Below are 1,055 nucleotides of genomic sequence, written 5' to 3' on the forward strand. Positions count from 1 at the left end.
CTTGGGCTCAGCCGCCGGTTTGGAGCCGCGAAGCGGCGGAAAATCGGTCGCTGTGCAGCCGATTGTTAACTGTTGATGCTCAACGTCAACGGCACATGGTCACTTATTGAAATCCACTCGTCGTGCTGGCCAACCTGCAAATTACATTCTTCGGCAAAGTCTGACGAGGTAAAAACATAATCAATGTGATAAGCCTTCTCGCGGTTCCGCTGCAAGAAAAATGTCGGGCTGGTCTCATTGCCATGGTCTTCCTCGAAAACTCGATGATACTGGCTCTTGAAGCCCATCTCACTAAGCTCGGCAACTACGTCTGAATGATTCCACCAGCGGTCCGGCTTATCCCAGCGCACATTGCTATTAAAATCGCCGAGAATAATTGTCTTTGGCCCGCCAAGATCGTCACGGTGAATCTGGAGATACTTCCAGAACTGCCCTATGTAACCAAAGGATTCTTCGTTTCGCCCCTTAGTCCAGACGGCCAGCACAGTGAAATCCCTGTTGATGATGAAAGGGAGGAAAAGCCTAAGATTTTGCGTGCTCCAATTCAGCGCTTCACTTTTGCTGGACAGCCCAGGGACCGAAAAGCTGCCACTCCAATCTAACTTTTCAACTCGATGACCGTTTCGTGGAAAAATGCCGATGCCACGATTTTTTGACTCGCCCACCCACAGGTAAGAGCCAGCCCACTCTCTATATGCGGGGGTCGATAGCGCAGGATCTTCACACTCCTGAACCACCAAGACATCAGCTTGCAAACTATCTGCTTCTGCAAGCTTTCGCCTAAGTGCTCCATTACAGTTCCAAGTTACAAGTTTCATAGATACAGGCAGTTAAGGAACCGCTGATCAATTCGTCTCTGAGCGGCTAAAGCACTCAGGGTGGCATATTCACCGCGTCAACGGTCACTTTCTGGCCACGGAAGGTGGCCTTTTTACCCTGGCAGCCGGGTTATCCGGCTGCCAGGCCAGATTCAAGACACACTGGCCCCGTCAGCATGGCCCTGGCATCGTCCAGCCAGCACCAAATTGCTGAGGGCGAACAGGGTGAACAGCTGG

General features: G+C 51.7%; 1 protein-coding gene. It reads right to left on the reverse strand.

Annotated features, from left to right (window positions below; all coding sequences use genetic code 11):
• Window positions 1-65: 65 nt before the first annotated feature.
• Entirely contained in the window at window positions 66-818 is a 753-nt protein-coding gene (locus B7L71_RS09950; RefSeq protein ID WP_081137638.1) for an endonuclease/exonuclease/phosphatase family protein, read from the reverse strand.
• Window positions 819-1,055: the final 237 nt, after the last annotated feature.

Source organism: Halomonas sp. BC2 (assembly GCF_002078115.1).
Lineage (GTDB): Bacteria > Pseudomonadota > Gammaproteobacteria > Pseudomonadales > Halomonadaceae > Vreelandella > Vreelandella stevensii.

Coding starts and splice junctions, on each gene's coding strand:
- B7L71_RS09950 (WP_081137638.1), bottom strand. CDS start 818: ATGAAACTTGTAACTTGGAACTGTAATGGAGCACTTAGGCGAAAGCTT.